Origin of the sequence: Spirillospora albida, assembly GCF_000718255.1 — a bacterium.
Classification (GTDB): domain Bacteria; phylum Actinomycetota; class Actinomycetes; order Streptosporangiales; family Streptosporangiaceae; genus Spirillospora; species Spirillospora albida.
The window spans coordinates 22,763-47,545 of sequence record NZ_JOFJ01000014.1 but is presented as its reverse complement, the minus strand read 5'-3'; the positions used below and the strand labels follow the sequence as shown (position 1 = coordinate 47,545).

Genomic DNA, 24,783 nt, shown 5'->3' with positions numbered 1-24,783 from the left:
GAGGCCGCCGTGGAGGATCGGACGCCGAGAAAGGGGCAGCATGGCTGATCAGGTACTTCTCAAACTCGCTTCAGGGCCCGGTACAAGCCGAGCTCGATGACGAACAAACCGGGCCCCTGGTGATGGTCTGTCTCGTCTACGGCCAACCCCAGCGGCGTCTCATGCTGGACTTCAACGACTACGGCAAGGACGGTCTAACGGTCGACGGGCCTAACGGGCTCTGGCCGGTCGATGTGCGTCGATTCGCAAGCCTCGCAGATCGGCCACCGAAAATGCGGGCTATCATACCCGGAACTTTTTGCCCGGGCGGCTACGCTTATTAACACGAGCAGCTGCGCTCGCATTCCTCAGTGAGTGAGATCTTGTCCGGTTTCCAGCCGGACAAGATCTCACATTGGCGAAACCACTCCCGCGTGGGCACCCCGCCCCCCGGGCAGGCCCAGAGCGCGCAGCGGCCCCCGCTCCTCCTCCGGGAGGGCGGGGGCTGCTTCGTCGTGTCTGAGTCAGCGCGAGCGGCGGTACGTCCGCAGGTGTATGCCAGGCTTGGACAACTCCTTGCGCAGCGTCGTCTCGAACCAGGTGTCGAAGCGGTGTTCGCCTCCGGGATGCCGCCCGCCGGCGGCCTGTGCATCGGCCTGGACCGGCTCGTGCAGGCCCTCACCGCCGCACCGTCCATCAGCGACGTCATCCCCTTCCCCCTCGCGCACGGCAGCCCGCGATGACCCGCACCCGCCTCCCCGCGCTCCAGTGCGCCCGCCTCGCCCACGCGGCGGCCGCCACCTGCCGCCTGGGCGAGGTCACCGCCTGGACGACGATCAGCACCGGCTACGAGGACACCAACCTCGCGGTCACCACCCCCACCGGCCGCTACATATCGTCAAGCTCTGGACCGGCCGCCGACCTCCGCCGAATCCGCGGACCTGATCGACCAGCTCGACCGGCTCCACACCGCAGGCCTGCACCCTGAGCCGGTCTGCGACCCGTGGGCGATCCCGCAGCTGGCCCCGACCGCCGCCGCGGTCCGCGACCACCTGGACGCCCCCGCCCGCCGACTGGTCGACGCCGCCGTCTCGGCGATGGCCGCCGTACCGACATGGGAACTGCCCGACGCCCTCATCCACGGCGACATCACCAAGGGCAACGTGCTCATCGACACCGCCGACCGCATCGTCCTGATCGACTACGGCGCCGCCGGGCGGCACCCCGCATCCAGGAACTGGCCGTGGCCGCCGCCAACCTCACCGCCGGCGCCTCCGATCCGCTCCCGGACCGGCTCACCGCCCTGGCGGCCCAGTACGACCGGCACCACCAGCTCACCGCCGCCGAACACGCCGCGCTGGCCGCCTACGGCATGGCGGCCGCGGCCATGGAGTTCCTCGGCGCCGCCCGCGAGTACCACCTGCACCACAATCACAGCGACGAGACGCGGTTACTGCTAGACATCGGACGTGACGGGATGCGTCAGTGCCAGCGATGACCGCGAGGGGAACATGACCGGCCACACCAACCGGATCGGGTGGGACGAGCTGCCCGGCCCGCTGCGGGCGGCGTTCACCACCGCTATGGGCGCGGCCGTCACCACCGAGCAGCGCCAGACCGGAGGGTTCAGCCCCGGGCTGGCGTCCCGGCTGACCCTGGCCGATGGCCGCCGTGTCTTCCTCAAGGCCATCTCCACCGCCCGCGACCCGCACGCGCCCGCGCTCTACCGCCGCGAAGCCCAAGTCATGCGCGACCTGCCGGCCACCGCCCCCGCGCCGAGGCTGCGCTGGAGCTACGACGACGGCACCTGGGTCGCCCTCGCCCTCGACGACATCGACGGACATCCACCCGCCCAGCCTTGGACGATCCGCGACCTGGACCGCGTCGTCACCGCGCTGGCCGCGATGGCCGACACCCTCACCCCCGCCTTCGACGGCGCCCTGCCCATCACCGACGACCTGGCGGACAACTTCTCCTCCTGGCGCCGCATGGCCGCCGGGGACGGCCCGCACAGGCCCGATCGGCTCCCGGCCCGGGCGCGCGACAACCTCGATCTGCTCGCTGACCTCGAAAGCGGCTGGGCCGAGGCCGCGACCGGCAAGACCCTGGCGCACACCGACCTGCGCGCCGACAACCTGCTCCTCACCCGCGACACCGTGATGGTCGTGGACTGGCCGTACGCCGTCACCACCACACCGTGGATGGACCTGCTGTTCCTGCTGCCCTCGGTGGCCGCCTTCAGCGGCATCGACCCCGAACCGGTCTGGCGCGCCCACCCCCACACCCGAACGGTCCCGGCCGAACAGGTCGACGCGGTCCTCGCCGCCCTCTGCGGCGACCACCTCACCCAGTCCCTGCGCCCCCCGCCCGCCAACATCCCGGGGCTGCGCGCCCACCAGGCCGCCAAGGGGCAGGCCGGCCTCACCTGGCTGATGGACCGTCGAGCCGCCCGCGCCCGCCGGACCCTGTACCGCTAAGGCCGGCCATGGAGCGCGCCGTTCTGGTCACCGCTGTCCGTGCCGCGGGAGAGGCCGACGCCCCAGGGGTGGCCGGTACTCGGCATGCAGGGTGACAAGGACTCCGTCGACCTGCTCCTGCGCGCGCAGCCGGGTGATTCCGCCACGGTGGCGAACCGGATCGGGGGAGAGGGCGAGATGCCCGACCCACGCGTCGAACGCGGTGCGGGCCTCCTCGGGGGACAGGTCCGCGGGATGACCGACGAGCCCTCCGTCCTCGTCGGCGAACCAGACGAGGACGGGGAGGCGGCGGAGGGGCTGCCGGGTGAGCCAGTCGAAGGCGCGCAACTGGGAGACGGCACGCTCGACATCTTCGACGATGCTGGCCCGCGCGTCTTCGGGCAGGGAGCCGCTGGGAGACCCCTGGGAGACGATCATGCGGGCGAACCCGTATCGAGAACGGGCGAAAGCGTGCCGAGAACGGGGATAGCTGGGTGCGGTATCCCAACTGCGCAGGTAGAAACGTTGCCTATCGGGCCAGGTGACGCGAAATCACGAGGCGCTGGATCTGGTTCGTGCCCTCGAAGATCTGCATGACCTTCGCCTCCCGCATGTACCGCTCGACGGGGAAGTCGCGGGTGTAGCCGGCGCCGCCGAGGACCTGCACGGCGTCCGTGGTGACCCTCATGGCGTTGTCGGTGGCGATGAGCTTGGCGATGGACGCCTCGCGGCCGTAGGGGCGCCCCGCGTCCTTCAGCCGGGCGGCCGACAGGTACGTCGCGCGGGCCGACTCGACGGCGGCGGCCATGTCCGCGAGGACGAACGCGAGGCCCTGGTGGTCGATGATCGCCCTACCGAACGCCTCTCGCTCCTTCGCGTACCGGACGGCGGTGTCGAGGGCGCCCTGGGCGAGCCCCGTCGCGACGGCCGCGATGCCGAGCCGGCCCGCGTCCAGCCCCGCGAGCGCGATCGACAGGCCCTGCCCCTCGGCGCCGATGCGGTTCCCGGCCGGGACGCGGACGCCCTCCAGCCGGACGGTCGCCGTCGTCGAGCCCATCAGGCCCATCTTGTCCTCGGGCCTGTCGAACTCCAGGCCGGGCGTGCCGGCGGGGACGTGGAAGCACGAGATCCCGCGCGCGCCGTCGTCGGACGTGCGGGCCATGACGGTGTAGAAGTCGGCCTCGCCGCCGTGCGTCGTCCACGCCTTCGCCCCGTCCAGGACGTAGGAGTCGCCGTCCCGGACGGCCCGCGCCCGCATCGCGGCGGGATCGGAGCCCGCGTGGGCCTCCGACAGGCAGTAGGCGCCGAGCCTCTCGCCCGACAGCATGCCGGGCAGCCACGCGGAGCGCTGCTCGTCCGTCCCGTACGCGAACAACGGGAAGCAGGAGAGGGCGTGCACGCTGACGCCGACGCCGACGCTCGCCCACACGGCGCCGATCTCCTCCAGCACCTGGAGGTACACCTCGTACGGCTGGGCGCCGCCCCCGAACTCCTCCGGGTACGGCAGCGACAGCAGCCCCGCCGCGCCGAGGGTCGCGAACACCTCGCGGGGGAACGCGCCCTCCCGCTCGGCGGCGGTCACCCGGGGCGCGAGCTCCTTCGCGGCGAGCTCGCGGGTGAGCGCGATGAGGTCCTCGGACTCCGAGGTGGGCAGATGGCGGACGGCGGGCATGCGGGACTCCTTTCGCACCCCCGACGGTACCGGGCGGCGATCAGGCGCGGGACATCTGGAGGGCGTGCTCGACCAGCCGCACCAGCATCGCCTTCGCGCCGTCCCGGTGCCGGACGTCGGTGAGCAGCACCGGCACGTCCGGGTCCAGGTCGAGGGCGTCCCGGATCTCGTCGGTGCTGTAGCGGCGGGCGTCGTCGAAGCAGTTCACCGCGATGACGAACGGGATGCCGCGCTGCTCGAAGAAGTCGATCGAGGCGAAGCTGGACGTCAGCCTGCGGGTGTCGACGAGCACCACGGCGCCCACCGCCCCGTAGGCGATCTGGTCCCACATGAACCAGAACCGCTCCTGCCCGGGCGTCCCGAACAGGTACAGCCGGACGCCGCCGGAGAAGGTCAGGCGGCCGAAGTCCATCGCGACGGTCGTGGTCGACTTCGCCTCGACGCCGCTGAGGTCGTCGACGCCCTCGGACACGTCGGTGAGCACCTCTTCGGTGCGCAGCGGCCGGATCTCGCTGACCGCGCCGACGAACGTGGTCTTGCCGACGCCGAACCCGCCCGCCACCAGGATCTTCAGGGTGTGCAGCGGCACGTCGTCCGCGTCGCGGGCGGAGGGGCCGTCACATGCGGCGGAGTTCATCGAGCACTCTCATCAGGATCTGCGGGTCGGGACGGCCGGAGTCCCGCTCCGGCTGCGGCAGTTCTTCGATCAGTCCGTACTGGTGGAGGTCCTCGAGCAGGATCTGGACGACCCGGAACGGCAGGTCGGTCTCCGACGCGAGGTCGGCGGGCGTGCTGGGGCGGCGGCACAGCTCCAGCAGCCGCCGCTGCTCGCGCGACAGCCAGACCCGGTCGCCGGGCGTCCGGCCGGTCGCGACGAGGATGGTGACGAGGTCGATGACCAGGCCGCCCCGGGTCCGGGTCCGGCCGCGGGTGACCGCGTACGGCCGGACGACGGGCCCGGCCTCCCGGCCGACCCAGCGCTCTCTCGGCGTCTCCTCCATGCCGCTCACCCGGGGCCGGGGGCGTCGGCGCCCGCGCGCGGCGCCGCGCCCAGATGACGCCGCACCCGCTTGATCAGCATCGTGGTCTCGTAGGCGACGAGGCCGGCGTTGCCGCCCGCGTCGCTCAGCACGGCGAGGCAGCTGCCGCTGCCCGCCGGGATGATGAAGAACAGCAGCCCGTCCAGCTCCACGACCGTCTGCCGCACCGAGCGGGCGCCGAAGTGGTCGCGGGCGCCGTTCGCCAGGCTGTGGAAGCCGGACGACAGGGCCGCGAGGAACTCGGCGTCCTTGCGGGTGACGCCGCCGGAGGCGCCCATGACGAGCCCGTCCCGCGACAGCAGGACGGCCTGGTGCACCTCCCCGACGCGCTGGACGAGGTCGTCCAGCAGCCAGTCGAGCTCACCGGTCACGTGGCCCGGCTGAGTCATGATTCCCCCCATTCCTCGTGCGCGCCGGGTTCGCCGGCGTCGGTGCCGGTGTCCCTGCCGCGCAGCCAGCCCGACTGCAGCGACGCCATGAGGTCGCGGCTGAGCTCGGGGCTCGGTTCGTCGAAGTCGTCGTCGGCCTCGTCCACGTGGCCGCCCGGCGCGGGCGCGGCGGGCCTGTCGCGCAGCTGCGGCGCGAGGTTGCGCTGCCGCACGCGGCGGGGCAGCTTGCCGTCGGCCGCCGCGGTGTCGGTCTCGATGTGCTCCTCCTTCTCCTCGGGCCGGGCGTGCGCGCCCCCTGCCACGGTGTGGGCGCCGGACGTCCGGGACGGCGCGAGGGGCTCAAGGGGCGCCGGCGGGCCGGCGGCCGGGACGGGCGGCTCGGTCGGCGGGACGTACTCGGGCGCGGCCACGGGCGCGGCGGGGGCCGCCGGCGCGGCGGACGGCTCGGCCTGCGGGACGTAGGCGGGCGCGCCGCCCATCGCGGCGCTCATCCCGGCGGCGGGGCCGGCGAGCGCGGGGCGCGCCGGGCGGCCGAGGCGGTGCCCGCCGCCCTGGCCGGCGTCGGCGGCCTCCAGCGCCGGCGGGTGCCAGTCCTCGTCCACCACGACCAGCTTGTGCGGGATGAGGACGATCACGGTCGTCCCGCCGTACGCGGAGGGCTGCATCTTGACCTGGATGCCGTGCCGGGCGGCGAGGCGCGAGACGACGAACAGGCCGAGCCGGTCGGTGTCGACGAGGTCGAACTCGACCGACTGCGAGACCCGCCGGTTCAGCTCGTCGAGCTCCTCGGGGTGCAGGCCGACGCCGCGGTCGACGACCTCGACGGCGAGGCCGTTCGCGACGGTCTCGACGCGGACGGTGACCTCGGTGGTCGGCGGCGAGAACGACGCGGCGTTCTCGATCAGCTCGGCGAGCAGGTGGATGACGTCGGCGACGACGGCGCCGCTGACGGCCGCGGCGGTGACGCCGACGACCTCGATCCGGGTGTAGTCCTCCACCTCGGCGATGGCGGCGCGGACGACGTCCTCGGCCGCGACGGGGTGGTCCCAGGCCCGGACGGTCGGCGACCCGGACAGGATGACCAGGCCCTCCGCGTGCCGCCGCATGCGGGTGGTGAGGTGGTCGAGGCGGAACAGGTCGTCCAGCTCCTCGGGGCTGGACGCGCGCCGCTCCATCTGGTCGAGCAGCCGCAGCTGGCGGTGCAGCAGCGACTGGCTGCGCCAGGACAGGTTGATGAAGACGCGGTTGATGCTGGCGCGCAGCTCGGACTCGCCGACGGCGGTGCCGACGGCGGTGCGCTGGACGGCGGAGAACGCGTCGGCGACCGAGGCGATCTCGCGCGTCTTGCCGGTGGCGGGGCGGGGCGCCTCGGCGTCCACGTCGACGCGCTCGCCGCGGCGCAGCCGGGCGACGACGCGGGGGAGCTGCTCGTGCGCGAGGTGCTGGGCGCTGTTCTGCAGGCGGCGCAGCTCCGCCGCGATCCGGCGGGCGAACAGCAGCGACAGCACGATCGACAGGATGACGCCGGCGAGGCCGGCGACGCCCGCGATGTAGAAGCGGGTCATGATGCTGTCGATGGCGGGCTGCATGAGCTTGTCGCGCAGCACGGCGTTGGCGTCGGAGATGGACTTCATCCACAGCGGCGACAGGGTGGCCATCTGGGCCCGCCAGTCCGCCTGGTCGGGGACGAGGCCCTCCTTGGCGAAGCGGGCCTCCAGCGTGGAGTACCGCCCGTAGACGACGGAGCCGTCGACGCGCTTGAGGATCGTCGCGATGTCGTTGCGGACGGGCGCGTTGCCGAGCTTGAACAGCTCCTCGCGGCTGCCGGCCCACCGGGCGAACGCGGCGCGGGTGGTGACGCCGACGCGCCCGCCGGGGCGCAGCGCCGAGATCAGGGCGTCCTCGCGCAGCATGAAGTCGCGGGACCAGTACGAGTAGAGCAGCGCGGTGCTCTGCTGGTAGACGGCGACGTCGTCGACGCTGACCAGGGTGGTGAGCATGCGCAGCGCGCCGTCGTTGACGGCGCCGTAGGCGTCGATCGCGGCGACCGGCGTGATGCGCTGGCCGTTCACCTGGGCTCGCAGCACGCCGAGGACGCCGAACGAGCGGTTGAGGTCGCCGAGGCGCTGCCGGACGTTCGCGTCCATCGCGCCGGTGGTGTCCGCCGCGAACCCGGTCTTGCGGAAGGCGGCGACGGCCTTGTCGGTCGCGGCGATCGCCTGCTGGTAGCGGGTGGCGCGGGTGGTGTCCCGCATCGTGAGGACGGCGACGGCGGCGGCGCGCTCGGCCTGGACGAGGCTGGTGACGTCCAGGGCGGGCAGGCCGGCCTGCTCGTACACGGTGGTGTAGTCGTCGCGTTCCAGGGCGGCGGACAGCGTGATCGTCATCGCGAACGCCCACAGCGCGATCAGCGTCGCGAGCGGGAGCGCGAGGAGCAGCGCGATCCGTTGCCGGATGGGACGGGTGCGCGCCTTCCCATGAGAGCCGCGTGCTTGCTCGGCCTCGGACACGGGCCACTCCTTTGGATTTCCCCCACAACCTGCACTAACAGCGAGGAAGCATACTTAGCTCTCAATCTGAACGGCCAGTTCGTCATCACTCTGTGACAACCGTCGGCAGAACGTGGCCTGGCCGACGGGTGAGCGGATGGGAACGTTACGATCCTGCGAAATCGTCGGCCCGACAGGGCTGAGCGCCGCTGCGGAAGGCCCGTGCGGATGCCATCCGCCCCCCGTGCCGGGGACGGCGAACAACGCCCTGTTTGTCCGGTTTGGTGTTGAACGTCACGTGTGAAGGCCGTCGCCGGCACGGGGGGAGGGTGCCGGGCCGCCGACCGTGTAGTGCACGCCGGAGAACCGCTTCCGCCACTCGGTCACCTCGGGCGCGACCGTCTCCGGCTCCGTCGCCGGGTCGAGGGACCGCGCGACGAGGGACGCGAGCACGGGCATGTCCTCCGCCGCCATCCCGAGCCGCGTGATCTCCGGGGTGCCGATCCGCAGCCCGTTCGCGTCGCCGCCGTCCACCGGTCCGGCGGGCAGCCCGATCCCGCACGCCAGCAGGTTCGCGCGGCGCATCCGCCGGGCGGCGCGCTGCCCGCCGCCGTACCCGTGTGCGAGCACCGCGAACTGGTGCGAGCGGGTCGCCCCCCGCTCCGCCGCGAACAGCGGCACGCCGAGCTCCGCCAGCTCCGCCGCCAGCCGCGCCGCGTTCGCGACCATCGCGTCCGCGTACGCGCGGCCCTCCGCCCGCCAGTCGAGCAGCGCGACCGCGAGCGCGGCCGTCCGCCCGGCGTCGAAGTTCGCGGTGAGGCCCGGGTAGGCGATCGCGTCCAGCCGCTCGGCGAGCCCCGCGTCGTCCGTGACGAGCAGCCCGCCCGCCGGGCCCCCGAGGCTCTTGTAGGTGCTCATCGTCATCAGGTGCGCGCCCTCGGCGAGCGGGTCCGGCCAGGCGCCCCCGGCGATCACGCCGCACAGGTGCGCGGCGTCGAACAGCACCCGCGCGCCGACCGCGTCGGCCACCTCCCGGATCGCCGCGACCGGGTGCGGGAACAGGTTGAGGCTGCCGCCGACCGTGATCAGCGACGGCCGGACCTCCGCCGCCAGCGCGCGCAGCGCCGCCACGTCCACGGTGTAGCCGTCGGCCGCGACCGGCGCCGGCACGGTCGTCAGCCCGTACAGCCCCGCCGCGCCCGCCGCGTGATGGGTGACGTGCCCGCCGATCGCGGCGGGCGGCGCGATGATCGTGTCGCCCGGACGGCACGTCGCCATGAACGCGTACAGGTTCGCGAGCGCGCCGGAGCCGACCCGGACCTCGGCGTACCGGGCGCGGAACACCTCCGCCGCCAGCTCCGCCGCGATGATCTCGATGCGCTCGACGGCCTCCAGGCCCGTCTCGTACTTGTCGCCCGGGTACCCCAGCGACGGCCGGGACCCGAGGCCCGCCGCCAGCAGCGCCTCCGCGCGCGGGTTCAGGATGTTCGTCGCCGGGTTGAGGTTGACGCACTCCACGTCGTGGATGCGGTGGTTCGCCGCCGCCAGCCCCTCGATCTCGGCGAGCAGCCCGCCGGGATCCCGGCCCGCGGCCGACGCGGAGACGTCCTGGACGAGCCGCTCGCTGTGCGGCGGCACCCAGGGGCGGAAGGCGAGCGAACCGGACATATGGCCTCCTTGCGGGTCGTTCCCGTCACCATAGGCGGAGAACGGCCCGGGAGGCCGCCGGGGCGCCCGCTCATCCGCGATCGCGAACCGTGCCCCGCGGCCCTACCCTGTTCGGATGGCTCCCGGACCGAGCGACCGGCCCCCCGCACGGCTGGCCTGGCTGGACGTGCTGCGAGGCGTCGCCGCGCTCGCCGTGGCGGCCCACCACGCCGCCTACTACTACCTGCCGTCCGCCCAGCGGGCGCTGAGCGGACGGTTCGATTTCGGACGCTGGGGAGTCCTGGTGTTCTTCCTGGTCAGCGGCTACATCATCCCCGCGTCACTGGAGCGGCGCGGCAGCGTCCGCGGGTTCTGGACCGGCCGGTTCTTCCGCATCTACCCGCTGCTCGCGCTCGCGTCCGTCCTGGCGCTCGTGCCGTTCCTGGCCGGCCGCACCGGGCTGCGCGGCGACCTGGACTCCTACCATCCGGTCACCGCCGTCCTCGCGCACCTGACCATGCTCCAGGACCTCGTCGCCGTCCCGAACGTGATGAACGTTCTATGGACACTGTCCTACGAGATGGCGTTCTACCTCATCGTCGTCGCGCTGTTCGTGACGGGGACGCACCGCCGCTCGATGACCGTCTCGCTCGCCCTCGCCGGGACGTCGCTGGTCTCCGCCGTCGCGCTCCCGATCGTGCTGTTCCCCCCGATGCTGCTGTCCCGGACGGCCGGGACCGGGCCGATCGTCATCGCCACCGTCCTGCTGCTGGCCGGCGCGATCGCCGCCGCCGTGTCGGCGCGCCCGGCGGCCCGCGTCGCCGGAGGGCTCCTCGGAGGGCTCCTCGCGGCGGTCCTGGTCCTGATGAACTCCAGGGTCGCCGCCTGGGAGGGCCTCGCCATCCTCGCGGTGATGTTCGCCGGCACCGTCGCGTACCGGGCCGAGCACCGCCAGGTGTCGCGCCGCCGCGCGCTCCTCGCCGGCGGCGGCGTCCTCGCCGCGGTGACCGCGGCCGGGCTCGCCGCCGGGGACTACTGGGGCGGCGACCGGGTGATCTGGTCCACCGCCGTCCTCGGTGCCGCCGCGACGTTCGCGGCGGCCTGGCTGCTGCGCCGCCGCCGCTTCCCCCGCGCGCTGACCGGACTCGGCGCGATCAGCTTCTCCGTCTACCTGCTGCACCCGCTGCTGATCGTCCTCGCGGTCCACTTCGGCGGCCTGGAGCGGGCCGACGACCCGCTCGGCCTCCTCGTCTTCACCGCCGTCCTGCTCCTGGTGAGCTGGGCGGTGTACCGCTGGCTCGAGGCGCCCGCGCAGCGGTACGGACGCCGGCTCGCGCGGCGCGGCGGCACGGTCAGCGGACCGGAACGGAGCGCCGTCCCGGTCCGCGACCCGGTCTCCTGACCGCCGGTACCCCCGGTCGGATTCGAACCGACAACAGGTCCCTTTTAAGGGGACTGCCTCTGCCAGTTGGGCTAAGGGGGCGTGCTGGCCGTGAGCCTAACAAGAACGGGGATCGCCTCGCCGCCCGGTCCCGCCGGTGACCGGATCCCCGCGGGTCATGCCCACGGGCCGCGGCGGCGACGACCTATGATGGCGGTCGCGGTGTTCGCTGGAGGGTGGTTCGCTGGAGGGTGGTCGGCGTCATGGTGCTGACGGGCAAGGTGCTGCGGTTCGACGATGTGCGCGGTTACGGCTTCATCGCGCCCGACAGCGGCGGCGAGGACGTGTTCGTCCACGCGAACGACCTGCTGGACGAGAAGTCGATGTTCGCCCCGGGGACGGCGGTCGAGTTCGAGGTGGCGCAGGGGGAACGGGGTCTGAAGGCGTATTCGGTGCACGTGCTCGACCGGCCGCGCCCGGCGCGGGCGGCGTCCGCGCCCGCCGGGCTGTCGGACGACGACGACGGGCTCTGCGACGTCCTGTCAAGGGACGAGTTCACGCACGAGCTGACCGATCTCCTCCTCCGCGACGTCCCTGACCTCACGGGCGCGCAGATCACCCGGTTGCGGGGGAGCCTTCTCACGCTCGCGCAGAAGTACGGATGGGTGGAGGGCTGACCGGCTCCGGCCGCCCGGCCCCCATCGGGCCGGCGCGCGGGGCTCTCCCTCGCTAACCCCCTCAAGAGGTCAAATCAGGCAGGCGCTTGTTTGGCCCGCGCTCTTCCGGAGATCAACCCGGGCGTGGTGATGGAACAGCAGACCGTGGAGACGAGGATCCCGGCGAGGCTCGACCGGCTGCCCTGGGCGCGCTGGCACTGGATGATCGTGATCGGGCTCGGCACCGTCTGGATCCTGGACGGCCTCGAGGTGACGATCGTCGGGAACCTCGCCCCCCAGCTCGGCAAGCCCGGCAGCGGCGTCGACATCACCGCGAGCCAGGTGACCGGGCTCGCGGCGGCGATCTACGTCGCGGGCGCCTGCACCGGCGCGCTGTTCTTCGGCTGGCTCACCGACCGGTTCGGCCGCAAGAAGCTGTTCCTCATCACCCTCGCCGTCTACCTGGCGGGCACAGCGCTGACCGCCCTGTCGTGGACGGCCTGGTGGTTCTTCCTCTGCCGGTTCATCACCGGCCTCGGCATCGGCGGCGAGTACGCGGCGATCAACTCGGCGATCGACGAGCTGATCCCGAGCAGGCACCGCGGCCGGGTCGACCTCATCATCAACGGCAGCTTCTGGCTCGGCGCGGCGGCGGGCGCGCTGCTGACCGTCCCGCTGCTGTCGCAGTTCGCGGTGGACGTCGGGTGGAGGCTCGCGTTCGGGCTCGGGGTCGTCCTCGGGCTCATCATCCTGGTGGTGCGGCGGAACGTCCCGGAGAGCCCCCGGTGGCTCATCATCCACGGGCATACGGAGCGGGCGGAGGAGCTCGTCGGCGGCGTCGAGGAGGAGGTGCGGCGGGAGACCGGCAGGGACCTCCCGGACGCCGAGGAGTCGATCCGCATCCACCAGCGCAAGAGCCTCGGCTTCGGCGTGATCGCCGCGAGCCTGTGGCGGCACTACCCCAAGCGGGCGCTGCTGGGGTTCTCGCTGTTCATCGGCCAGGCGTTCCTCTACAACGCGATCACGTTCGGCTACGCCGAGATCCTCACGACGTTCTTCGACATCGGCGCCGACACGGGCTACTTCTACGCCGTGATCGCGCTGGGGAACTTCCTCGGCCCGCTGCTGCTCGGCCCGCTGTTCGACACCGTCGGCCGGATCCCGATGATCAGCGGCTGCTACATCCTGTCCGGCGTGCTGCTGCTCGGCACCGCCTTCCTGTTCGACCAGGGCCACCTCACGGCGGTCACGCTCACCGCCTGCTGGTGCGTGGTGCTGTTCTTCGCGTCCGCCGGTGCCAGTTCGGCCTACCTCACCGTCAGCGAGATCTTCCCCATGGAGACCCGCGCGCTCGCCATCGCCTTCTTCTACGCGATCGGCACCGCGGTCGGCGGCATCACCGGCCCGCTGATCTTCTCGAAGCTGGTGGGCAGCGGGGTGCCGGGCGACACGGCGCTCGCGTTCTCGCTCGGCGCCGCCCTGATGATCGCGGCGGGCGTGGTGGAGCTGCTCGTCGGCGTCAAGGCCGAACGGCGGAGCCTGGAGTCGATCGCCCGGCCGCTGTCGGCCCTCGACTGACGCGCGCGTCCGGCTAGTGCGCGGGACGCGTGACGGTGGCGAGCGCCCGGTCGGGCTCCCAGTGGGCGCGCAGCGACGTGATGAGCCCCTCGCCGTCGAGGACGTAGACGAGGACGCAGTCGACGTCCATCGTCGAGCCGTCGTCCATCATCGTCGTGATCGTCGCGACGTTGGCGCAGCACGGGCCGTTCGCGAACGAGTCCCTGATGTGGAACCGGAAGCCGGCGATGGTGCCGATGAAGCCGTCCCAGAACGCCGCGATGCCGTCGCGTCCCCGGTGGCCGGCGCCCTCGGGGTCCAGGAAGGACGGCCCGACGGGGTCCTCCAGCAGGGCGTCCGGCGCGAACAGCGCCAGCCAGTCGTCCTTGCGTCCCTCGGCCACGGCGGTCATGGAGGCGCGCGCGGCCCGGCGTGCCGGATGGTCGGCGTCGGGCGCGTCCCACGTCAGGGCGATCATGAGAAAACTGTAACGTGTTCTCGTTTTCCCGTCGAGAGTGCCGGGACGGCCCGGCGGCGGGCATAAAATCGCCGGACGGAACGCCGGACGGGGAGGACGACACGCCATGCCGAAGCACGCGCCGCGGCCGGTGCTGCGGACCGTGCTGACCCGCGACCTCATCGTGCACACCGCCGTCGCCCTCATCGAGCGCGAGGGCGTCAGGGCGCTGTCGATGCGGGCCGTCGCGGCCGAGCTCGGGGTGAGCGCGATGGCCATGTACAACCACGTCCCGAGCAAGGAGGAGCTCGTCCGGGGCATCGCCGAGTACGTGATGGAGACCCTGGAGCTGCCCGAGCCGACCGGCGACTGGCGCGCCGACGCCCGCGGCCTCATCCGCGCGTTCCGCCGCACCACCGACGAGTACCCGCGCAGCATCGCGCTCGTGGTCGGCAACAAGACCGGCATCCCGGTCGGGCTGCGCGCGATCGAGCGCGCCCTCGCGATCTGCGACGCCGCCGGCATCGACGGCCCGACCTCCGTCCGCGTCGTCCGGGCGATGATGGCCTACACGCTCGGCTCGCAGCTCCGCGACGCCGGCCCCGGCCCGGTGGCGGACGGCCCGGTGGACTGCCCGGCGGACTGCCCCGCCCCGCTCGCGCCCGAGGCTGACCGGGACGCCGACTTCGAGTTCGGCCTGGAGCTGTTCCTGTCCGCCGTCGAGGCGGCCGCCCGCTAGCCGGCCCGGCGGGGGAGCCGGTCGAGCGCGGAGAGCAGCATCTCCAGGCCGGCCTGGAAATCGGCCTCCGGATCGCTGTGCAGCAGGTCGTCGGCCAGCGCCGCCACATGCGGGATCTCGGCGAAGTCCACGTCGATGTGCGGCCCGGTCAGGTCGCCCGGCCGCCGCCCCGGGATCAGCAGCGCCCCGCCCTCCATCATCTGCGCGCCCATCATGTAGGCGATCAGCGCCCGGAGCGCCCGGACGGACGTCTCCGGATCGAAGCCGGCCGCGCCGAACAGGGTGAGCGCCCGCTCCATCGGGCGGCGGCCGAACACCCGCCCGGCCCGCCCGGTCAGCACCAGGTGCATGCTGCGCGGATGCCGCCGCGCGGCGGCCCGGAACGCCGCGACCATCGCGCGCGCGTTGTGCCGCCAGTCGAGCGCGGGATCGGTGCCGGCGGCGTCCAGCCCGGCGAGGACCTCCTCGGCGACGGCCTCCAGCAGGGCGTCCTTGTTCGGGACGTGGTTGTAGAGGGACATCACGCCGACTCCGAGCTCCGCCGCGATCTTCCGCATGGACAGCGCCTTCGCGCCGTCCCGCTCGATGATCGCGATGGTGGTCGAGACGATCAGTGAGCGGGTCAGCGGCCGCCGAACGTCACCGGCCGGTCTCTTCGCCATCCCGCCCTCTCCACCGGAACGCGGCCGGGCCCGGCCGCCTGCGTAGAGGGTAGCGGCGCCCGGCCGGCCGGAGGCGCGGGCGGCCGGGCAGGCGGGCGGCGGCGTGGGTCAGGGACGCGGCCAGGGGCGGCCGTCGAGCCGCTCGATGTCGCGGTTGAAGCGGCGGAGGGCGGCGCCGAAGGCGGCGATCTCCTCCGGGGTCCAGTCGGCGAGGACCCGCGCCACGCCCCGGGTGTAGGCGTCGCGGTCCTGGGCGAGCCGCCTCTCGCCCTCCGCCGTGACGCGGAACTTGCGGGCGATGCCGCCGTCCGGGTCGGGGATGCGCTCGACGAGACCGCCGCGCAGCATGGCCGCGGTCTGCCGGTTCAGCGTGGACGCGTCGAGCCCGAAGGCGTCGCTCAGCTGGCCGATCGACATCGGGCCGTCGATCTCGAGCCGGCTGAGCAGCACGTACGCGCTGCGGTCCAGCCGTCCGGCCGCCCGCGCGCGGGCGTTCGGCAGGAAACCGTGCCGCCCGAGCAGCATGGCCTCGAACTCGATCATCCGCGGCTGCTCGAGGAAGTCCGGTTCGTCCGGCGTGGTCATGCCGCCTCCCCTCCGCGGCCAGGTATACCACGCCGATATGCATGGCGCATTTGATGTGTATGATGCACAAATCTTGCGTTATGCACATTTCGAGGAGAACCCGTGACGGACCCACAGCCCGCCGCCCGCCCCGGCGGGATCGTCGGCGTGCTCGCCTTCGCGGGCGTCACCGCCGCGATCACCCAGACGCTCGTCGTCCCGCTGCTCGGCGACCTGCCCCGCATCCTGGACAGCACGGCGTCAGACACCAGCTGGGTCGTCACCGCCACCCTGCTCGCGGGCGCGGTCGCGACCCCCGTCGCGGGCCGGCTCGGCGACCGCTACGGCAAGCACCGCATGATCGTGCTGTCCACGCTGCCGCTCATCCTCGGCTCGGTGCTGTGCGCGCTGGCGTCCGGCATCGTTCCGATGATCATCGGACGCGGCCTGCAGGGCGTCGGCATGGGCGTCATCCCGCTCGGCATCAGCCTGCTGCGGGACGTGCTGCCGCCCGCGAGGCTCGGGTCGTCCATCGCCGCCCTGAGCGCCTCCATGGGCGTCGGCGGCGCGCTCGGCCTGCCGTTCTCCGCCGCCGTCGCCGAGCACACCAGCTGGCGCGTGCTGTTCTGGGCGACCGCCGGGCTGAGTGCCCTGATCCTGCTGCTCGTCCTGCTGCTCGTCCCGAAGGGCCGGCCCGGCACCGGCGGCGGCCGGTTCGACCTGCTCGGCGCGCTCGGCCTCGGCACCGGCCTGGTCTGCCTGCTGCTGGCCGTCTCCAAGGGCGCCGACTGGGGCTGGACGTCCGCGACCACGCTCGGCCTGCTCGCCGCCACCGCCGCCGTCCTGCCCGCCTGGGGCCGGTGGGAGCTGCGCACCCGCGACCCGCTCGTCGACCTGCGCGTCGCCGCCCGCCCGCAGGTCCTCGTCACCAACGCCGCGTCGGTCCTGGTCGCCTTCGCGATGTACGCGCAGTCGCTCGTCATCCCGCAGCTGATGCAGCTGCCCGAGGCCACCGGCTACGGGCTCGGCCAGTCGATGCTCTCGATGGGGCTGTGGATGGCGCCCGGCGGCCTGATGATGATGCTCGTCTCGCCGTTCGGCGCGAAGCTGTCGGCCGCGCGCGGCCCCAAGGTCACCCTCGCCGCCGGCAGCCTCGTCGTCGGCGCCGGCTACGCCTCCGGCCTCGTCCTGCTCGGCTCCACCTGGGGCCTCATGCTCGTGACGTGCGTGTGCGGCGCGGGGGTCGGGCTCGCCTACGGCGCCATGCCCGCGCTGATCATGAGCGCCGTGCCGCCGGCGGAGACCGCGTCCGCCAACAGCTTCAACACGCTGATGCGCTCGGTCGGCACCTCGGTGAGCGCCGCCGTCATGGGCGTCGTCCTCGCACGGCTGACCGTCGATCTCGGCGGGCACGCGCTGCCGTCGGAGAACGGCTTCCGGGTGGCGCTGCTCATCGGGGCCGGGGTCGCCGCCGCGGCCGCCGCCCTCGCCGCGTGCATTCCCGTGCGGCGGTCCGAGAATATGGAGAGATCCGCTGTTTCAGACGGCCGATTCGATAGTGTGCAACCGTCGAAATCGGTGTGAAAGCGGGTGCGGTTCGTGGACAGTGACATTCCGGGGATTTCAACGGACGTGCCGGCATCGGCGCGGCTCTACGGATGGACGCTCGGCGGCAAGGACAACTACGAGGTCGACCGGCGGTTCGCGCTGGCCAGCCTGCCCGCGTTCCCGGAGATCGTCGACATCGCGCGGGCCAACCGCCTGTTCCTGTACCGGGCCGTCCGGTATCTGGCGCAGGAGGCCGGCATCCGGCAGTTCATCGATCTGGGCTGCGGCCTGCCGACCGATGACAACGTTCACCAGGTCGCGCAGAAGTTCGCCCCCGACGCCCGGACCCTCTACGTCGATATCGACCCGATCGTCCTCGTGCACGCCCGCGCCCTGCTCGCGGACGGCGGGTCCACCGCGGTGATCACCGCCGACATGGCCGACACCGAGGCCATTCTCGCGCACGAGGAGACCGAGCGGCTGATCGACTTCAACGAGCCGCTGGCCGTGCTCTACCTGTCCGTCGGGCACCACCTCATGGACGACGCCGAGGCCCGCCGCATCGTGCACAGCATCACCGACCGCGCCGTGCCGGGCAGCCACCTGGTCTTCACCCAGATCACCTGCTCCGACCCGGAGCGGCGCGCCGAGATGGACGCCCGCGCCAACGGCGCCGGCATGCCGTGGCGGACCCGCAGCCGCGAGGAGGTCGACGCCCTGCTGGAGGGACTGGACCCCGTCGAGCCGGGCCTCACCGACATCAGCGCCTGGCGCCCCGACCCCGATCAGCCGCCGCTCGCCCCCGTCCCCGTGGAACTGGAAGGCTTCGTCGGCGCCACCAAGTTCCGAAGCGACCTGTGCGAGTACGGCGGCGTCCTGATCAAGCGAAGCTGAACGGCCCGCACCTTCCACCCCCGGCCGCGCCATTCCCGGAATGGCGCGGTCAGGCCATTTCCGGACCGGATTCCACGACGGTCTCCTTCGCTCCGGGTTCGATGAACCGCAGCAGCGCCTCCCCTTCGGCCGTCAGCGCGCCGAGCGCCGCGTCCGGCAAGGGCGAGAACGGCCGCAGCCGCAGCGTCGCCACCTTGCGCTTGTACTCCGATTCCCAGACGCCCGCGGCGAAGCCGTCCCAGAGGAAGACGGAACGGACCCGCAGGTTCTTCGTGGTGAGGAACGGCCGGTGCGCGTCCGCGATGATCCGGCGCCGGTCGGCGTGCGCCAGGACGAGACTGTCGAACTCGGGCAGGAACCTCGCCGGGGCGGGGGAGTCCGGGTCCGGGCGCGGGGCGTCCGGCAGGTCGAACAGTTCCCGGCCGGCGCCGTCGGCGAACGTGCGCAGCCGTGGCCGGAGCCGGTCGAGGACCTCGCCGAGCGCGGGCAGCCCCGACCACGCCTGCGCGTCGGCGGCGGACGCCGGGCCGAACGCGGCGAGGTACCGCAGCACCAGCTCCTCGACGGCCGGTCCGGGGGAGAGCGGGCGGCCGAGCCACTCGGCGGCGAGCGTGAACGCGGACGTGCGCGGGAACCCCCACCGGTCGTTGGTCGGGACCATCACCAGCGGCACCCACAGCCGGACGGCGTACCCCAGCGCGCGGTCGTCGACGTCCGGAAGGTCCTCCTGGAGGAGCGCGCGCACCTCGTTGAACGTGAGCGGCCCCTTCTCCAGGTGCGCCACGGCGGCGGGAACCACCTCGCCCAGGTCGAGCGCCTTGGCGCGGTCGCCGAGGACGCGCAGCGCCGCGTCCAGCGCCGGCTGGAGCGCCGTGCGGAACTCCCGGTAGTCGGCCGCCGTCATCAGATGCAGCGTCGCCCGCATCGCCGTCGCGCGGACGAGCGACCGGTCGTGCAGCGCTGTGAGCAGATGGGCGGGCTCGAACCCCGCCACCCGCGTCCAGAGCCCGAGGAACGGCGGCTTCGGCTCCTGCGCCTGCATGCCGCCGAGCCGCTCCACGGCCGCCGCGACGGGGATCTCCGCCCGTGCGAGCAGCAGCTGCCGCGCCAGCGTCGCCCGGTTGAGCGCGCGGACCCCCAGGGTCTCCGTCATGTGCGTCCCGCCTTCCGTCGTGCCTCCGCCGAAACCTACGCGACGCCTGCTCCGCACGGCAGCCGGTGACGGTTCGCAGCCGCCCGGTGACCGGATGGTCATCGCAGCTGGTGAGCGGTTAGACGGCTGGGGAAACGGGGCAGGAAGGGAGGCGGAATGATCGACGGTGACGGGGGATACGGGGGAATATTTCGTGAAATGCACGTGCATCAGCTCTTGCACCTGCACGCCATCCCTAGCAGGATTGCCCCGGACCCCCGCACGTGAACTCCCCGGAGATCGCGATGAACGCACACTTGAGTGACAGTGACCGACAGGCGCTTCGGCTGGCGCAGGACCTCCGCGAGGAGATCCGGGCCGTCCTCCCGAGGGTGGCCGCCGCCCCCTCGGTCTCCCCGTTCGTCGACCAGTCGGGGATGCCCAGCGTCCTGCTGAAGATGGATGCCGAGACGGCGCGCGCCCTCATGGCGGTGCTGGCCGAGCGGCGCGGCGCGCCGGGCGCGCCGCCGCAGCGGGAGCCGCGCCGGGCGGACGGCTCGCACGTGCCGCCGCCCTCGCAGCCGCCGCCCTTCCCGCAGGCCGCGCCGACGGCCGGGCCGGAGATGCCGGGGATGTCGCCGTTCGGCGGCCCCGCCCATCCGGAGCCCGTCCGGCAGCCCGCCTACCCCGAACCCGCCTACCCCGAACCCGCCTACCCCGAACCCGCTTACACCGGGCCGGGCTACGCGCAGCAGACAGGGGTCTACGGCGGCGGGACGGGGCCGACGCCCTTCGTGCCGTCGGTCTACCACCAAGCCCGCTGACCGCCGTCCCGCCGGTTCGCCGAGCCGGGGTGGACGGGGCCTGACGCGCTCGCCGCGTCGCGCCCCGCCCATCCCGGCTCTTCGCGTCTAATGATCTATGCGTCAAAAGTGACGAAGACCATCATTTGGTTCAAGCGCTCCAAATCCGGCTATAGTCGAGCCCGGCCGGGGTCAACGAACCATTGATCCGCGGCCACAGCTGAACGCTGTCGCCCTCTCCCGCCCGCCAGGCGGGACCCGCCGACTTCGCGGCCGTCACCGTCACGGCCGCACGTGCCGGGCCCCTGCGCCCCCGGTCGGCCTCTCCTCCGCTTCATCCAGCTCGTCCGAGCCCGCGTGTCCGACGACGGCCACGCGCGCTGCGCGGCGGGCGCGACCCGCCATGCGCGGACTCTCGCGAAGCGGTACTCCCCCCTTTCACGGCGGCACACCGAGCCATCCGTCTCGGAACCGCTCCGCCATGCCCGGACGGCGTCTTCGCCATGCCCGCGGCGCGGAGCGGCTGACCTGTTCCCCGAACAAAGGATCTTCATGCAGCAGCGCGCGATCGACGTCGTCCTGGCCGCCGCCACCGGTACCGCCCTCGCGGGCGTCATCGGGGCGGGCGTGGCGGCCGCGGCGGGCGACACCGCTCCCGCGGAGGCCGAGGCGCCCGCGACCGTGGACGCCCCGCAGGCGAAGGCGGCGGCGAAGAGCGCCGGCAACGCCGTGCGCGACGCCGTCGCCCCGCGCCGGGAGAAGGCGCTCCTGACCGGCACCACCACCGCGTCCTACTTCTGGGACGACGGTTCCGGCGTCAACGGCGACACCGGCGCCCCCGCGAGCGGACGGCCGATGCGGAGGGGCATGTTCGCCAGCCCGAGCTGGCCGCTCCTCACCAAGGTGCGGGTCACCTACAGGGGACGCAGCGTCATCGGCTTCGTCGGCGACCGCGGGCCCGGCGCCCCGTCGCACGCCGGCATCATGCTCGACCTCGACACCTACACGTTCCGCTACCTCCTCGACGGCCGGAAGCCGGCGAGCCGGTACACGAGCGGGACGGGCGAGGGGCACCTCGAGCGCGTCAGGTACGAGGTGCTGGCCTGGGGCAAGGGCGCCGGCGAGCGCGGCGCCCCGCGGCCCTTCGGCGGATGAGCCGCCTCAGGACGCGATGAACGCCTCGGCCCGGCGGAACAGGCCGAGCGTGATGGAGTGCAGCAGGTCGCCGGTCTCCTTCGGGGCCTTCCCCGCGAACGCGCGGGCGTGCGTCCCCTCCAGCACGATCCCGAGCTTGAAGCACGCCAGCACGGCGTACCAGGTGATGGACGACAGGTCCCGGCCCTCGACCGCGCCGGCGCGCTCGGCGTAGGCGGCGACGAGCTCCTCGCCCGCCGGGAAACCGCCGGCGGCGCCGAACGGGCCCGCGAGCAGCGAGCTCTCGTCGCCCGCGCCGGGCCACGTCGCGAGCAGCCATCCGAGGTCGAGCAGCGGGTCGCCGATCGTGCACATCTCCCAGTCCACGATGGCGGCGACCCGCGGCCCGTCGAAGGAGAACATGAGGTTCGCCAGGTGGTAGTCGCCGTGCATGATGCCGGGACGCCACGTCCGCGGGCGGTTGGCCTCCAGCCAGGCGGCGACCTTCTCCAGGCCGGGGATCTCCGGTCCGGGGTAGCCGTCCAGCGCGCCGTAGGACTTCAGCTCCGACATCCAGCGGCCGACCTGCCGCTCCAGGAAGCCCGCCGGCTTGCCGAAGCCGGCCAGGCCCACGGCGTCGTGGTCGACCGCGCCCAGCGCGGACAGCGCGCGGGCCGCCTCCAGGCCCATCGCGTGCCGGACGCCGGGGTCGCCCGCGTGCGGCTCGGGCAGCGAGACCGTCGCGTTGAAGCCCTCGACCGGCGTCATCAGGTAGAAGACCGCGCCGCCCATGACGTCCTCGTCGGGGCAGGCGGCGATGACGCGGGGCGCGGGCACGTCCGTGCCGTCCAGCGCGGACAGGACGCGGGCCTCGCGGCGCAGCACCTCGTTCGTCCGCGCGCGCAGGTGCCGGGGGCCGCGCCGGAGCACGTAGTCGCGGCCGCCCCGGCGGAACCGGATCAGCACGTTCTGAGTGCCGCCCGACAGAGAGCGGACGTCCTCGAAGGGGCCGCCCGGCAGGTCCCGGGCGTCCATCCAGCGGTCGAGGACGCCGAAGTCCACCAGGGCGGGATCGATCTGAGCGGGCTGCATCGGCGGGGTTCCCTTTCCGGCACGAAGGTCTACCGGAGAGTAACAGTCATGCACTTGCATTAGTAACTCAGCTAGGTCGATTATCAACGGGACGGAGCGCACCGCATCCCGGGAGGCCCCCATGGCATGGGACTTCGAGACCGACGCCGACTACCAGGAACTCCTCGACTGGGCGGACGCCTTCGTCCGGGACGAGGTCGAGCCCCTCGACCTGGTCCTCGGTGATCCGTACGACAGGACGGATCCCCGCTACAAGGCCCTCGTCCGGCCCCTCCAGGACCAGGTCCGCGGCAAGGGCCTGTGGGCGTGCCACCTCGGCCCCGAGCTCGGCGGCCAGGGCTACGGACAGGTGAAGCTCGCTCTGCTGAACGAGATCCTCGGCCGCTCCCGGTGGGCGCCGACGGTGTTCGGCTGCCAGGCCCCCGACTCCGGCAACGCCGAGATCATCGCCCACTTCGGCACGCCCGGACAGAAGGAGCGCTACCTGCGCCCCCTCCTGGACGGCGAGATCTCGTCCTCCTACTCGATGACCGAACCCCACGCCGGCGCCGACCCGACCCTGTTCACCACGCGCGCCGTCCGCGACGGCGACGGCTGGGTGATCAACGGCGAGAAGTGGTTCTCCTCCAACGCCCGGCACGCGACGTTCCTCATCGTCATGGCCGTCACGAACCCGGACGTGTCCGCCTACGAGGGCATGTCGATGTTCATCGTCCCGGCGGGCACCCCCGGGCTGACGACCGTCCGGAACGTCGGCGTCGGCGCGGGGGAGCGCGAGGGGTCGCACGGCTACCTGCGGTACGAGGACGTCCGCGTCCCGGCGGAGAACCTCCTCGGAGAGGAGGGCGGCGCGTTCGCGATCGCGCAGACCCGGCTCGGCGGCGGCCGCATCCACCACGCCATGCGGACGATCGCGCAGGTCCGCGTGGCGTTCGACATGATGCTCGAGCGCGCCGTCTCCCGGCGGACCAGGTTCGGCGCGCTCGCCAAGATGCAGATGACCCGCGAGAAGATCGCCGACAGCTGGATCGAGATCGAGCAGTTCCGCCTGCTCGTCCTGCGCACCGCCTGGCTCATCGACCGGCACAAGGACTACCGCAAGGTCCGCAAGGACATCGCCGCCGTCAAGGCCGCGATGCCGAAGGTGTACCACGACGTCGTCCAGCGGGCGATGCACCTGCACGGCGCGCTCGGGGTCTCGAACGAGATGCCGTTCGCCGCCATGATGATGGGGGCGCAGGCCCTCGCCATCGCGGACGGCCCCACCGAGGTCCACAAGATCACGCTGGCCCGGCAGCTGCTCCGCGACGTCGAGCCCGTCGAGGGCCTGTGGCCCACCGCCCACCTGCCCACCCGCCGCGCGGCGGCCCGCGAACGCTACGCCGACGCCCTGGAGCACCTGATCGGCAACGAGTGAACGACACCCGGGAGCGGCTGCTGGACGCCGCCGAGCGCCTCTACGCCGAGCGCGGCGTCGACGCCGTCAGCCTGCGCGAGATCCTGCAGGAGGCGGGCGCCCGCAACGCCACGGCCGTCCAGTACCACTTCGGGGACCGCGCCGGGGTCGTCCGGGCGATCTTCGCCCGGCACGCCCCGGACATCGAATCCCGCCGGCACGCCCTGCTCGACGCCTACGAGGACGGCGAGCGGGGCATCCGGCCGCTCGCCGCCGCGCTGATCCGGCCCATGACGCCGCGCCTCGCCGACCCGTCCGGGCGGGCGTACCTGCAGATCTGGGCGGACGTCCTGAACCGCCCCGACCCCCTCGTCCCCGTCACCGTGCTGGACGACCCGTCCGACAGCCTCTGCCGCTGGCGCACCCTGGTCGAGCCGCTCCTCGAGGCGGACGCGGCGCGCCTGCACCGCCGCTTCACCGCCATCCTGTACGCCTCGATCGAGCTGGCCCGCCGCGCCCGCTCCGGCCCCCGCACCGACGACCGCCTCTTCACCAGCTACCTCGTCGACGTCGTCGCGGCGATCCTCGGGGCGCCCGTCTCGCCCGAGACGCGCCGCCTCGCCGCCGAGCGCGACGCCGCCCGCCGCTGAGCACATTCGTCCAAGACCGCGCGCCGTGCCGCGCCCCAGACTGGGCATGCCACGACCGACAGAGGAGGACGACATGGCAGACGAGACCCGGCGCACCTTCTATCCGATCATCCGCGCCGCCGACGGGGACAAGGCCCTGGAGTGGCTGGAGCGGGCGTTCGGCTTCACCGTCCGCGAGGTCCACCGGGACGGCGACGGCGTGATCGTGCACGCCGAGCTGTCCTTCGACACCGGCATCGTCATGGTCGGCAAGCCCGACAGCCCCAGGGCGTCGGTCTACGTCGCCGTCGACGACCCGGACGGGCTGCACGACCGGGCGAAGACCGCCGGAGCGGAGATCCTCCAGGAGGTGTCCGACAAGGACCACGGCTCCCGCGACTTCGCGGCCCGCGACCCGGACGGCAACGAGTGGTACTTCGGCACCTACCGCTCCTGACCCGGGGCGA

General features: G+C 73.0%; 26 protein-coding genes, 1 tRNA gene and 1 pseudogene. 15 read left to right on the top strand and 13 right to left on the bottom strand.

Annotation, left to right across the window (positions count from 1 at the left end; all coding sequences use genetic code 11):
- Positions 1-590 precede the first annotated feature (590 nt).
- The 4 genes and pseudogenes from IE99_RS33440 (at position 591) to IE99_RS0118500 (ending at position 2,456) form a co-directional block, all read left to right on the top strand.
- Complete coding sequence (locus IE99_RS33440) at positions 591-722, top strand: amino acid--tRNA ligase-related protein (RefSeq protein ID WP_211258849.1); 132 nt, start codon at positions 591-593, stop codon at positions 720-722.
- A gap of 162 nt (positions 723-884) precedes the next feature.
- Positions 885-1,193: pseudogene (locus tag IE99_RS33670) on the top strand (phosphotransferase); the annotation flags it as partial.
- A 29-nt stretch (positions 1,194-1,222) separates the two neighbouring features.
- Positions 1,223-1,477: a hypothetical protein gene (locus tag IE99_RS33115; protein WP_030172016.1), complete on the top strand. Its 255-nt coding sequence runs from the start codon at positions 1,223-1,225 to the stop codon at positions 1,475-1,477.
- Between the two features lie 13 nt (positions 1,478-1,490).
- Positions 1,491-2,456, top strand: coding sequence for a phosphotransferase family protein (locus IE99_RS0118500; RefSeq protein ID WP_037559689.1), 966 nt, complete (start codon positions 1,491-1,493; stop codon positions 2,454-2,456).
- Positions 2,457-2,483: 27 nt separating this feature from the next.
- On the opposite strand, the gene IE99_RS0118495 is transcribed toward IE99_RS0118500, so the two are convergent.
- From IE99_RS0118495 to IE99_RS0118465, 7 genes are all read right to left on the bottom strand, one after another.
- The gene (locus IE99_RS0118495) at positions 2,484-2,873 is read right to left on the bottom strand and encodes a hypothetical protein (RefSeq protein WP_030172012.1); all 390 of its coding nucleotides are present in this window, start codon (positions 2,871-2,873) and stop codon (positions 2,484-2,486) included.
- Positions 2,874-2,964: 91 nt separating this feature from the next.
- Entirely contained in the window at positions 2,965-4,107 is a 1,143-nt protein-coding gene (locus tag IE99_RS0118490; protein ID WP_030172010.1) for an acyl-CoA dehydrogenase family protein, read from the bottom strand.
- Positions 4,108-4,147: 40 nt separating this feature from the next.
- Complete coding sequence (locus IE99_RS0118485; protein ID WP_030172008.1) at positions 4,148-4,744, bottom strand: GTP-binding protein; 597 nt, start codon at positions 4,742-4,744, stop codon at positions 4,148-4,150.
- Positions 4,725-5,108, bottom strand: a complete 384-nt coding sequence (locus IE99_RS0118480) for a DUF742 domain-containing protein (RefSeq protein WP_030172006.1) — start codon at positions 5,106-5,108, stop codon at positions 4,725-4,727. Before IE99_RS0118480 ends, IE99_RS0118485 begins: the two co-directional genes overlap by 20 nt.
- Positions 5,109-5,113: 5 nt before the next feature.
- On the bottom strand, positions 5,114-5,536 hold the full coding sequence (locus IE99_RS0118475; RefSeq protein ID WP_030172003.1) for a roadblock/LC7 domain-containing protein: 423 nt from the start codon (positions 5,534-5,536) through the stop codon (positions 5,114-5,116).
- A complete protein-coding gene (locus IE99_RS0118470; protein WP_030172000.1) occupies positions 5,533-8,046 on the bottom strand; it encodes a sensor histidine kinase in 2,514 nt (837 codons plus the stop codon). The genes IE99_RS0118475 and IE99_RS0118470 overlap by 4 nt, the downstream gene beginning before the upstream one ends.
- Before the next feature lie 273 nt (positions 8,047-8,319).
- Entirely contained in the window at positions 8,320-9,693 is a 1,374-nt protein-coding gene (locus IE99_RS0118465; RefSeq protein WP_051712714.1) for a serine hydroxymethyltransferase, read from the bottom strand.
- Between the two features lie 115 nt (positions 9,694-9,808).
- On the opposite strand from IE99_RS0118465, the gene IE99_RS0118460 reads away from it, so the two are divergent.
- The gene (locus IE99_RS0118460; protein ID WP_084219609.1) at positions 9,809-11,074 is read left to right on the top strand and encodes an acyltransferase family protein; all 1,266 of its coding nucleotides are present in this window, start codon (positions 9,809-9,811) and stop codon (positions 11,072-11,074) included.
- 7 nt (positions 11,075-11,081) lie between these two features.
- On the opposite strand, the gene IE99_RS0118455 is transcribed toward IE99_RS0118460, so the two are convergent.
- Positions 11,082-11,155 (bottom strand) — tRNA-Leu (locus IE99_RS0118455).
- A gap of 134 nt (positions 11,156-11,289) precedes the next feature.
- On the opposite strand from IE99_RS0118455, the gene IE99_RS0118450 reads away from it, so the two are divergent.
- Entirely contained in the window at positions 11,290-11,730 is a 441-nt protein-coding gene (locus IE99_RS0118450; RefSeq protein WP_245623258.1) for a cold-shock protein, read from the top strand.
- Between the two features lie 129 nt (positions 11,731-11,859).
- On the top strand, positions 11,860-13,287 hold the full coding sequence (locus IE99_RS0118445; protein ID WP_030171989.1) for an MFS transporter: 1,428 nt from the start codon (positions 11,860-11,862) through the stop codon (positions 13,285-13,287).
- Between the two features lie 13 nt (positions 13,288-13,300).
- Here IE99_RS0118445 and IE99_RS0118440 read toward each other — a convergent pair whose 3' ends face one another.
- Entirely contained in the window at positions 13,301-13,744 is a 444-nt protein-coding gene (locus IE99_RS0118440) for a nuclear transport factor 2 family protein (protein ID WP_030171986.1), read from the bottom strand.
- Positions 13,745-13,850: 106 nt separating this feature from the next.
- On the opposite strand from IE99_RS0118440, the gene IE99_RS29370 reads away from it, so the two are divergent.
- Entirely contained in the window at positions 13,851-14,462 is a 612-nt protein-coding gene (locus tag IE99_RS29370) for a TetR/AcrR family transcriptional regulator (RefSeq protein ID WP_030171984.1), read from the top strand.
- Here IE99_RS29370 and IE99_RS0118430 read toward each other — a convergent pair.
- Entirely contained in the window at positions 14,459-15,124 is a 666-nt protein-coding gene (locus IE99_RS0118430; RefSeq protein ID WP_051712712.1) for a TetR/AcrR family transcriptional regulator, read from the bottom strand. The genes IE99_RS29370 and IE99_RS0118430 overlap by 4 nt on opposite strands.
- Before the next feature lie 108 nt (positions 15,125-15,232).
- Positions 15,233-15,709 carry a MarR family winged helix-turn-helix transcriptional regulator gene (locus IE99_RS0118425; protein WP_051712710.1) on the bottom strand — a complete coding sequence of 159 codons (477 nt, stop codon included), beginning with the start codon at positions 15,707-15,709 and terminating at the stop codon, positions 15,233-15,235.
- A 102-nt stretch (positions 15,710-15,811) separates the two neighbouring features.
- Here IE99_RS0118425 and IE99_RS0118420 point away from each other — a divergent pair, with 102 nt between their 5' ends.
- Positions 15,812-17,272, top strand: a complete 1,461-nt coding sequence (locus tag IE99_RS0118420; RefSeq protein WP_030171975.1) for an MFS transporter — start codon at positions 15,812-15,814, stop codon at positions 17,270-17,272.
- A 48-nt stretch (positions 17,273-17,320) separates the two neighbouring features.
- The gene (locus IE99_RS0118415; RefSeq protein ID WP_245623257.1) at positions 17,321-18,130 is read left to right on the top strand and encodes an SAM-dependent methyltransferase; all 810 of its coding nucleotides are present in this window, start codon (positions 17,321-17,323) and stop codon (positions 18,128-18,130) included.
- A gap of 49 nt (positions 18,131-18,179) precedes the next feature.
- On the opposite strand, the gene IE99_RS0118410 is transcribed toward IE99_RS0118415, so the two are convergent.
- On the bottom strand, positions 18,180-19,283 hold the full coding sequence (locus tag IE99_RS0118410) for a winged helix DNA-binding domain-containing protein (RefSeq protein WP_030171969.1): 1,104 nt from the start codon (positions 19,281-19,283) through the stop codon (positions 18,180-18,182).
- Between the two features lie 296 nt (positions 19,284-19,579).
- On the opposite strand from IE99_RS0118410, the gene IE99_RS0118400 reads away from it, so the two are divergent.
- Both IE99_RS0118400 and IE99_RS0118395 read left to right on the top strand, forming a co-directional pair.
- Positions 19,580-20,086, top strand: coding sequence for a hypothetical protein (locus IE99_RS0118400; RefSeq protein ID WP_157610372.1), 507 nt, complete (start codon positions 19,580-19,582; stop codon positions 20,084-20,086).
- Positions 20,087-20,617: 531 nt separating this feature from the next.
- Positions 20,618-21,220, top strand: coding sequence for an RlpA-like double-psi beta-barrel domain-containing protein (locus IE99_RS0118395; protein WP_030171962.1), 603 nt, complete (start codon positions 20,618-20,620; stop codon positions 21,218-21,220).
- A gap of 6 nt (positions 21,221-21,226) precedes the next feature.
- On the opposite strand, the gene IE99_RS0118390 is transcribed toward IE99_RS0118395, so the two are convergent.
- Positions 21,227-22,291: a phosphotransferase family protein gene (locus tag IE99_RS0118390; protein ID WP_030171959.1), complete on the bottom strand. Its 1,065-nt coding sequence runs from the start codon at positions 22,289-22,291 to the stop codon at positions 21,227-21,229.
- 121 nt (positions 22,292-22,412) lie between these two features.
- On the opposite strand from IE99_RS0118390, the gene IE99_RS0118385 reads away from it, so the two are divergent.
- The 3 genes from IE99_RS0118385 to IE99_RS0118375 all read left to right on the top strand — a co-directional run bounded on the left by IE99_RS0118385 (position 22,413) and on the right by IE99_RS0118375 (position 24,773).
- Entirely contained in the window at positions 22,413-23,708 is a 1,296-nt protein-coding gene (locus IE99_RS0118385; RefSeq protein ID WP_030171957.1) for an acyl-CoA dehydrogenase family protein, read from the top strand.
- Positions 23,705-24,337, top strand: a complete 633-nt coding sequence (locus IE99_RS0118380; protein WP_030171954.1) for a TetR/AcrR family transcriptional regulator — start codon at positions 23,705-23,707, stop codon at positions 24,335-24,337. The genes IE99_RS0118385 and IE99_RS0118380 overlap by 4 nt, the downstream gene beginning before the upstream one ends.
- A gap of 73 nt (positions 24,338-24,410) precedes the next feature.
- Complete coding sequence (locus IE99_RS0118375) at positions 24,411-24,773, top strand: VOC family protein (RefSeq protein ID WP_030171950.1); 363 nt, start codon at positions 24,411-24,413, stop codon at positions 24,771-24,773.
- Positions 24,774-24,783 lie beyond the last annotated feature (10 nt).

Coding starts and splice junctions, on each gene's coding strand:
- IE99_RS0118500 (WP_037559689.1), top strand. CDS start 1,491: ATGACCGGCCACACCAACCGGATCGGGTGGGACGAGCTGCCCGGCCCG.
- IE99_RS0118495 (WP_030172012.1), bottom strand. CDS start 2,873: ATGATCGTCTCCCAGGGGTCTCCCAGCGGCTCCCTGCCCGAAGACGCG.
- IE99_RS0118490 (WP_030172010.1), bottom strand. CDS start 4,107: ATGCCCGCCGTCCGCCATCTGCCCACCTCGGAGTCCGAGGACCTCATC.
- IE99_RS0118485 (WP_030172008.1), bottom strand. CDS start 4,744: ATGAACTCCGCCGCATGTGACGGCCCCTCCGCCCGCGACGCGGACGAC.
- IE99_RS0118480 (WP_030172006.1), bottom strand. CDS start 5,108: ATGGAGGAGACGCCGAGAGAGCGCTGGGTCGGCCGGGAGGCCGGGCCC.
- IE99_RS0118475 (WP_030172003.1), bottom strand. CDS start 5,536: ATGACTCAGCCGGGCCACGTGACCGGTGAGCTCGACTGGCTGCTGGAC.
- IE99_RS0118465 (WP_051712714.1), bottom strand. CDS start 9,693: ATGTCCGGTTCGCTCGCCTTCCGCCCCTGGGTGCCGCCGCACAGCGAG.
- IE99_RS0118460 (WP_084219609.1), top strand. CDS start 9,809: ATGGCTCCCGGACCGAGCGACCGGCCCCCCGCACGGCTGGCCTGGCTG.
- IE99_RS0118445 (WP_030171989.1), top strand. CDS start 11,860: ATGGAACAGCAGACCGTGGAGACGAGGATCCCGGCGAGGCTCGACCGG.
- IE99_RS0118440 (WP_030171986.1), bottom strand. CDS start 13,744: ATGATCGCCCTGACGTGGGACGCGCCCGACGCCGACCATCCGGCACGC.
- IE99_RS29370 (WP_030171984.1), top strand. CDS start 13,851: ATGCCGAAGCACGCGCCGCGGCCGGTGCTGCGGACCGTGCTGACCCGC.
- IE99_RS0118430 (WP_051712712.1), bottom strand. CDS start 15,124: ATGGCGAAGAGACCGGCCGGTGACGTTCGGCGGCCGCTGACCCGCTCA.
- IE99_RS0118425 (WP_051712710.1), bottom strand. CDS start 15,709: ATGACCACGCCGGACGAACCGGACTTCCTCGAGCAGCCGCGGATGATC.
- IE99_RS0118410 (WP_030171969.1), bottom strand. CDS start 19,283: ATGACGGAGACCCTGGGGGTCCGCGCGCTCAACCGGGCGACGCTGGCG.
- IE99_RS0118395 (WP_030171962.1), top strand. CDS start 20,618: ATGCAGCAGCGCGCGATCGACGTCGTCCTGGCCGCCGCCACCGGTACC.
- IE99_RS0118390 (WP_030171959.1), bottom strand. CDS start 22,291: ATGCAGCCCGCTCAGATCGATCCCGCCCTGGTGGACTTCGGCGTCCTC.
- IE99_RS0118385 (WP_030171957.1), top strand. CDS start 22,413: ATGGCATGGGACTTCGAGACCGACGCCGACTACCAGGAACTCCTCGAC.
- IE99_RS0118375 (WP_030171950.1), top strand. CDS start 24,411: ATGGCAGACGAGACCCGGCGCACCTTCTATCCGATCATCCGCGCCGCC.